The organism is Deltaproteobacteria bacterium (genome assembly GCA_005879795.1).
GTDB lineage: Bacteria > Desulfobacterota > Binatia > DP-6 > DP-6 > DP-6.
The window spans coordinates 25,681-33,302 of the sequence record VBKJ01000192.1; the positions used below are offsets into that span (position 1 = coordinate 25,681).

General features: G+C 74.9%; 8 protein-coding genes and 1 pseudogene. 3 read left to right on the forward strand and 6 right to left on the reverse strand.

What is annotated here, in order from left to right; translation table 11 throughout:
• Positions 1-51 precede the first annotated feature (51 nt).
• On the forward strand, positions 52-801 hold the full coding sequence (locus tag E6J59_15770) for an amidotransferase (protein TMB17698.1): 750 nt from the start codon (positions 52-54) through the stop codon (positions 799-801).
• Here the strand turns inward: E6J59_15770 and E6J59_15775 are convergent.
• Positions 683-931, reverse strand: a pseudogene (locus E6J59_15775) (hypothetical protein). The gene E6J59_15770 and the pseudogene E6J59_15775 sit on opposite strands and share 119 nt — an antisense overlap.
• A complete protein-coding gene (locus E6J59_15780) occupies positions 786-2,156 on the reverse strand; it encodes an alkaline phosphatase family protein (protein ID TMB17699.1) in 1,371 nt (456 codons plus the stop codon). Before E6J59_15780 ends, E6J59_15775 begins: the two are co-directional and overlap by 146 nt.
• 46 nt (positions 2,157-2,202) lie before the next feature.
• Between E6J59_15780 and E6J59_15785 the strand changes: the two genes are divergently transcribed.
• Positions 2,203-3,744, forward strand: coding sequence for an N-formylglutamate amidohydrolase (locus E6J59_15785; protein TMB17700.1), 1,542 nt, complete (start codon positions 2,203-2,205; stop codon positions 3,742-3,744).
• 22 nt (positions 3,745-3,766) lie between these two features.
• Here the strand turns inward: E6J59_15785 and E6J59_15790 are convergent, their stop codons facing one another.
• Together E6J59_15790 and E6J59_15795 are read right to left on the reverse strand one after the other, a co-directional pair.
• On the reverse strand, positions 3,767-4,150 hold the full coding sequence (locus tag E6J59_15790; GenBank protein ID TMB17701.1) for a hypothetical protein: 384 nt from the start codon (positions 4,148-4,150) through the stop codon (positions 3,767-3,769).
• A gap of 99 nt (positions 4,151-4,249) precedes the next feature.
• Complete coding sequence (locus E6J59_15795) at positions 4,250-4,975, reverse strand: hypothetical protein (protein TMB17702.1); 726 nt, start codon at positions 4,973-4,975, stop codon at positions 4,250-4,252.
• 68 nt (positions 4,976-5,043) lie between these two features.
• Here E6J59_15795 and add point away from each other — a divergent pair, with 68 nt between their 5' ends.
• Positions 5,044-5,997 (forward strand): adenosine deaminase, encoded by a 954-nt coding sequence (gene add / locus E6J59_15800; GenBank protein ID TMB17703.1) that lies wholly within the window; start codon positions 5,044-5,046, stop codon positions 5,995-5,997.
• Positions 5,998-6,027: 30 nt separating this feature from the next.
• On the opposite strand, the gene E6J59_15805 is transcribed toward add, so the two are convergent.
• Entirely contained in the window at positions 6,028-6,756 is a 729-nt protein-coding gene (locus E6J59_15805) for a hypothetical protein (GenBank protein TMB17704.1), read from the reverse strand.
• Between the two features lie 21 nt (positions 6,757-6,777).
• On the reverse strand, positions 6,778-7,622 hold an 845-nt coding region (locus E6J59_15810), incomplete at its 5' end, for a cytochrome c (protein TMB17705.1).

Consider the following 7,622-nt stretch of genomic DNA (forward strand, 5'->3'; position numbering starts at 1 on the left):
CCACCGGGCCCGCGCCTTGACTGCGGGCCACCGCTCGGCAAAGAGGGGCCCATGGTGCGTCGGGGTGGGGACGCGGACGCCTCCGGCGAGGGCACCTCCTGGCTCGTGCTCCGGCACGTGCAGGCCGAGGGGCTCGGCCTCCTCGTCAACGTGCTGCGCGACCGGGGCATCCACCATCGCTACCTCGACCTGCCGCGCGGCGAGGCGCCGCCGCGCGACCTCACCAACGTGGGCGGGCTCATCGTGCTGGGCGGGCCCATGTCGGTCTACGAGGCGGAGCGGCACACGTTCCTCCGGACCGAGAGCGGGCTCGTGGAGCGCGCGTTCACCGCGGGCCGCCCGGTGCTCGGCATCTGCCTCGGCGCACAGCTCATCGCGAGCGTGCTCGGAGCGCGGGTCTACGCTGGCGAGCGGCGCGAGGTCGGCTGGGCGCCGATCACGCTCACCCCCGAGGGGCGCGACGATCCCGTCTTCGGCGTCCTCGAGCCCGAGCTCACCGTCTTCCACCTGCACGGCGACACCTACGAGCTGCCGCCCGACGCGCGCAACCTGGCGCGCTCGGCGCTCTACGAGCAGCAGGCCTTCCGCTGGGGCGACGTCGTCTACGGGCTCCAGTTCCACCTCGAGTTCACCGAGACGATGATCCAGCGCCTGGCGACCGAGGCCGAGTCCCGCGCCTACGTCACCGGCGCCGGGGTCGATCCGAAGGCGCTCGTGCGCGACGCCGCGCAGCACGTGCGCCGCCTCGGGCCGGTGGTGGAGAAGGTGTTCGCCGAGTTCTTCGCTCAGTGCGGGCTCTGAGCGAGCAGCGCGGCGATCGGGTGTCCGGCGCGCGCGGGCGGCACCGCGCGACCGTCGAGCAGCCGGGGCACGCGCAGCCCGAGGAGCGCGGCGATGGTCGGCGCGACGTCCACCGAGCCGGGCGACGGCGTGCCGCGTGGCGCGGCGCGGAGCCCCGCCCAGCCGCCCGTCACGACGAGCGGCACGGCGAGGTCCTCGGGCCCGCCGTGGTTGCCGAGGAGCCCCGCCTCGACCGGGTCGAACGGGTCGACGAACTGGTGACCGGGTGCGGCCACGAGGAGGAGCTCGCCCGTGCGCGGATGGTCGAGATGCCAGTCGGGATGGACCGCGCCGAGCGTCGGCACGTCCGGCACGGGCAGGCGGGCCAGCACCTCCGCGACACCCGGCGCCGCGCGCGCGAGCGCGGCGACGCGGGCGAGCGGCTCCGCCGCATCGCCCGCGGCGGCGGCGCCGGCCGCCACGCGCTCGGCATAGACGTGCTCCACGCCGCCGTCGGCGACGACCGTGACCCCGCGGACCATCTCCCGCCGGAGCACGGGCTCGAGCGAGATCACGGGGTGCGGCCGCTCCGGCGTCGGGCCGACGGCACTCATGCCGTGGTCGGCGGTCACGATGACGACCGAGCGGTCCCAGCGCCCGCGGGCGTGGAGATCGTCGAGCAGGCGGCCGACGGCAGCGTCGGCGCCGGCCACGGCGCGTACGTACTCCGGCCCGTCGGGACCGCGCGCGTGCCCCGTCCGGTCGACGTCCGAGAGGTTCAGCACCGCGAGGTCGGGCTCGGCAGCGGCCGCGAGCGCGAGGACCGCCCCCATGGTCTCGGCGTCTGGGGCATAGCCGCTCGCGGGATCGCGGCGGGCGGGTGGAAGCCGCTCCGGTGACCAGAGCATGTCGGGCGCCCGCTGGCGCGCGGGCACGCCCGCGAACAGGCGCGCGAGCTTGGGCTTGCCCAGGGCGGCCATGGTCGCGAGCGACGGCTGGTCCGTCTCGGCGACCGTGAAGAGGGTCTCCACCTTGATCAGCGCCGCGTTGTCGAGCTTCTCCGGCGGCGCGCCGGGGGCGCGGCTCCTGTAGGCGTTCCCCGTGATGCCGTGCGCGTCGGGGTAGGCGCCGGTCAGCAGCGTCACGTGGTTCGGGTTCGTGCGCGCCGGCATGACCGCGTGCGCGTCCGGAAAGAGGGAGCTGTGCGCGGGCTCGTGCGCCACCGCCTCGAAGAGCCGCGGCATGTGCGCCGCGTCCGCGACGCGGGCGGCGAGCCCGTCCACGATCACGAGGTAGACGTGCGGGCGCGGCGGCGCGTCCGCCGCGGCGCGCAGCGAGCAGGCGAGGAGCCACGCGAGGGCCAGGAGGGCGCGCATCCCGGGGCGTGTAGACCCCTCGCGAGCGAAAAGCTAGAAGCCTCGCGTGACGACGAGCGCGCGCTTGACGATCCTTTCCGGCGACGGCCCGCTCGTTCTGGTCGCGCCGCACGGGGGTCGCCGGGACGCGAAGCGCCGGCCGTGGGCCGGCGGGCACCTCCGCGTGAACGACCTGCACACGGCGTCGCTCACCGCCGAGCTGGCGACGCTCACGGGCGCGGCCGCGCTCATCAACACGGAGCACGATCGCAACGACGTCGATCTGAACCGGGTGAGCGAGGCGCACGAGCGCGTGCCGTGGTTCCTCGAGCGTCTCGCCGGGCTGCTCGACACGGCTCTCCGCCGCCACGGGCGTGCGACGCTCCTCGCCCTGCACGGCTGGAACGTGGTGGAGCCGGTCGTCGACCTGGGCCTCGGCTGCGCGCCCGGCGAGGACCCGTTCGCCGCCGGCCGCGCCGCGGCCGTGAGCCCGGCCTTCGCGGCGAGCGCTCTCCCGCGCCTCGTGGCGGCGTGCCGCGCGCGCGGCATCACCGCCACGGTCGGCGCGCGCTACCCGGCGCGCCACCGCGAGAACCTGGTCCAGCTCTTCACGCGGCGCTACGCCGAGGACGGCCGCCCGCTGGTGCGCGCGCTCGCGGCCCTGGCGCCGTTCGTCGACGCCGTGCAGCTAGAGCTGGGCATCCCGCTGCGCTGGCCGGGACAATGGCGCGCGCGCCTGGTCGCGGCGTGCGCCGACGCGCTGCCGGCGCTCCTCGGCGCCCCGCGGCCGGCGACCGAACCGCCCAGCGGTGCCGCCGCTGCCCCGCCCGCGGCGCCCCTCCCGCGCCGGCTCGAGTTCGCCGGCGCGGCGCTCTCGGGCCTGGTCGGGCTGGACGCGGCCGGCACCGGGCGGCTCCTCCTCTTCCCCGCAGGCGGCGACCTCGTCCTCTTCACCGGCGAGCGCCTCGGGCGCACGGCGGGAGGGCTCCGCGTGGAGCCGTCGGCGAGCGGCGGCCTCGCCCTCCGCTGCGACGGCCCCCTCCTCCGCTTCCCGGACACGACGCCGTTCCTCGATCTGGAGACCGGCCTCGCGCGTGCCCGTCTCGTCGACGGCGAGATCGATCTCCGCTTCGCGCCCCGGCACGCGCACGACGGCACGGCCGAGTTCGGCACGATCACGGGGAGCGTCGCGCTGGACGGCGTGCTGGAGCCCGTCACGGCGCGCGGCTTCGTCGAGGACGGCACGCCGGCGGGACCGTGGCCGCGGCTGCGTGCCGCGCTCGACCTGGGCGACGGCGCACGCCTCGCGCTCACGCTCGGCCTCCCGGGCGGCCAGGCGAGCGGCTTCCTCTGTCGTGACGGGCGGCACATCGCGGTGGCGGCGGCGCGCGCGGCGCTCGGCCCGGCCGAGGCGCCGCTCGCGCGCGTCACGCTCGAGCTGGAGCTGGCCGACGGCAGCCGGCGCCGCCTCGCGGCGCGCGCGCTCCATCGCCTGCCCGTGATCCGCGCCCGCGGCCGCGCGCCGGTGCGTGTCGAGTTCGCGGCTTGCTGCCTGGACGACGCTCCAGCCCCGGACCCGGCAGGCTGGCTCGAGGTCGGCGGGCTGTAGGGGCCGCCCGCCGCGACGGCCGCTACTGCACCACGCACGCCCCGTCGGGCACGCCGCAGATCGTGAAGTCGTAGCAGCCGTCGCCGACGTAGTCGCCGCTGATGAAGCAGCGCACGACGCCCCCGCGAGTCAGGACGGCGCCCAGCACCTCGCCGGTCGCCGCGTCCTCGCAGAAGAACGCATGGCCCCGGAAGCCGAACTGCCGGAGCTCCCGGGCCGCGAGCGTGATGCAGCCCAGGCTGTCGCCCCGGAAGTCCGTCGTGTGCGTCTCGGGCCGGATCGCCTTCCGCGCGGAGAGCTTGGTGGCGATGGCCCGGGCGAAGGCGTCCCGGTCCGCGGCGGCCGCCGGGCGGCCGAGAGCCGCGAGCGCGAGCACCACGGCGATGATCCCGATCAACGTTCGCATGGCAAGACCTCCTGCGGCGCGGCGTGGCAACACCGAGCGCGGGACGAGGTTGCGCGTCCCCGGGCCGTAGTATGCCGGTTCGCTTCCGGCGGGGAGCGTCTACCGTCCGGGCGGCAGTGCGAAATCGACGCTGACGGAGCCGCCCGGCGGGACGGCCACCGGGCGCTCGGTACGGCCGAGCACCTCGTGCCAGAGCGCGAGCGTGTACGACCCCGGGGGCACGGTGGCGATCGCGAAGCGCCCGTCGGTGCCGGTCACGGCGGCGCGCGGATGGTCGAGGACCACGAGCCAGCCGCGCATCCAGGGGTGCACGTCGCAGCCGAGGCGAACGAGTGCCTCGCCGGTCGGGGGGAGCGCGGCCGCAAGACGGCGCGTCAGGTCCATCGTCTGCCCTGGAACGGCGAGCGCGAGGTTCGCGACCGAGACCTCCGGCTCCGCGACCAGCACGGGATGGGCGTTGTGCAGGATCGGGTCCGAGGTCCGCACGCGCACGCTCTGGCCCCGCGTCACCACCTGCACGCGCGGGATGAAGCGGCAGCGCGCGTTGTCGACCAGCGCCTCGGGGGGCTCGGCCGGCGCGCCGGCCACGACGCCGCGCACGACGACGACCGCGTTCGCCACGCCGCCGTCGTGGTCCACGAGCAGCGACTCGTCGGGGATCTCCGTCCCGCACGCCGCGGGGTCGACGGTCGCGGCGATCGGCGGGCGCGGCCCGGGCGGCGCTCCGGCGAGGCGCACCCGGCCCACGATGCGCCCGGGGCTCGGCTCTTCCGCGCGGGCCAGCGCCGTCGAGAGCAGGACCAGCGCGAGGACCGGACGGCGCACCGCTCCAGTAGACGCGAAGCGCGCGCCTTGACAAGGCGCCGCCCCCTCTGCGACGGGTCGCGCGGCACATGGCCGTCCCACCCGACCTGGCGACACTGCCCAAGGCCGAGGTCCACGTCCACCTCGAGGGCACGGTCCGGCCGGCGACGCTCGAGGAGCTGTGCGCGCGCACGGGCCTGAGCGTGCCGCGCTCGTTCACCGATCTCCCGAGCTTCGTCGAGGTGTACTCCTGCGCGTGGGCCACCATGACCACGCCCGGCGACTACGCGCGGCTCGTGCGCGAGTACTGCGAGGATGCGGCACGCGCCGGCGTGCGCTACGCCGAGCTGGAGCTCACGACCACCGGCCGACCCTACGACTGCCTCGCGGAGGCGGTCGAGGCGGCGGCGCGGCAGCGCGACGTGGTCGTCCGCTTCGTCACCGGCAACGCGCGCGACCTGCCGCTCGAGATCGCCTGGATGATGCTCGAGGCCGCGCGCGGCGTGCCCGAGGTGGTGGCGATCGGCCTCGGCGGGCCCGAGGAGGGCTTCCCGCCCGAGCCGTTCGCCGCCCTCTTCGCCGAGGCGCGCCGGCGCGGCCTGCACGCCGCGCCGCACGCGGGCGAGGCGGCCGGCCCCGCCTCGATCCGCGGCGCGCTCGACGCGCTCGGGGCCGAGCGCATCCAGCACGGCGTGCGGTCGGTCGAGGACCTGGACCTCCTGGCGGAGATCGTGGAGCGGCGCATCCCCCTCGCCGTCTGCCCGACCTCGAACCTCCGCCTGGGCGTCGTGCGCTCGCTCGACGAGCACCCGCTCCGCCGGCTGTGGGACGCGGGCGCCGTCGTGTCGGTCAACACCGACGATCCGGGCTTCTTCGGCTCCGACCTGCTCACGGAGTACGCGATCGCCGGCCGCCTCCTCGTCCTCGACCGGCGGGGCTACGCGCGCCTGGCCGCGAACGCCGTGGACGGCTCCTTCGCGCCCGAAGCGGTGAAGGCGGAGCTGCACGACGCGATCCACGACTGGGCCCGGCGCGGGGATTGAACTCGGCCCTCGCGCGGCCCGCCGGAGGCGCTACTTCACCGCCATCTTCCACGCCACCTTGGTCTCCTCCTTCGGCTTGATGCTCGCCTTCTGCATCGCCTTGCCGAGCTTCTCCTGCCAGAGCTCGACGTCGTAGTCGCCCGGCGCCAGATCGGCGATCTTGAAGCTGCCGTCGGCGGCGGTCACGGCCACGTATGGCGTGTCGGTCGCGACCCAGTACGCGCTCATCCAGCCGTGCACGTCGCACTTGACGGCGATCGTCTCGGGCTTCTCGACCTTGAGCTGGATGACGGGCTTGAACTTCGGCTGCGCCTGGTTCTGCGAGGGGTTGATCGTGGCGGTGGTGTGGATGTTGTGCAGGATGCCGTCGCTGTTCTTCACGTCGACCGTGCTGCCTGCCGGGAAGACGAGCACGTGCGGGTGGAACTCGCACGTCTTCTGATCGAAGACGGGGTGCTCCGCGGGCACCTCCAGCTTCTTCCCCTTCGTGGCCTTGACCGTCACCACCACGTTGGCGATGCCGCCGCCCTGCCCGACGAGGAGGGCCGGGTTGACCTTCTCCTTGCTCTCCTTGCCACACACCTCGGGATCCTTGGTGACCTCGATCTTGGCGGGCGGCGGCGCCGCGCCCTCGATCGTGACCGTGCCGGAGAGCGTGCCGCCGTCGGTCACGGTGATCGCCTCGTAGGCGGCGGCGCGCCCGGCGAGGGACGCCGTTGCCACCACGGCGAGGGCGGAGAGGAAGAGAGTCCGTCGCATCCTGACCTCCTTGGTCTCGGGTTACTGGCTCGCACCAGGGCCGGCGCTCGTAACGCCGGCGGCCTGTTGGGGTGACGGCGTCACGTCGGGGAGCCCGAGCGAGACGACGTAGTCGCGCAGCGCGCGGATCTGCGCCTCGTCGTCGCCGCCCAGCACGTCGGGGGGGCCGCCCGGGAAGAAGGACGGCATCTTGGTCCCCGGCATGACCTTCTGCGGGTCGTGCAGCCACTTGATGATCCACTCGGGGTTGAGCCGCTGGTGGGCGAGCGCCAGGTCGGGCGCCCAGCCCTCGGGCGGACCCTGCGGCTTCTGCGCACCCCGCTGGTGGCACGAGAAGCAGTCGAAGTAGTCCTTCCCGGTGAGGAGCTTGCCGGCGGCGACGCTCTCGGGGCTGAAGGCCGCCTTCTCGATGTGGACGAACGGCACCTGCACCCGGTCGAGCGCTTCGAAGTAGCCGACCACGGTGTTGGCCTCCTCGTCGGCGAGGCCGAACGTCGGCATGCGCAGGCTGAGCCAGGGGCGGATCGGCTGCGGCGCCTTCACGAAGTTGAAGAGCCAGCCGGCCTGCACCTTCTCGCCCTCACCGAGGAGGATGGGGGGCGCGAGCGTCGGGTTGTCGACGTAGAGCCGGCGGATGTCGCCGCCCGTGTTCTCGATCACGTGGCAGCCGGTGCAGTTGTAGCGCGCGACCAGACGGCGGCCGGCGATGATCCGCTCCTCGCCGGGCCCGTGGTAGGCGTAGCGCACCGGCACCCTGGCGTCGGTGCGGCTCGCGAGGAACGCCCGCAGCGCCTTGATGTCCTCGTCGGCCAGGTCGAACTGCGGCATCACCTGCTCGATCCACTTGGTGGCGTAGGTGCGCGGCA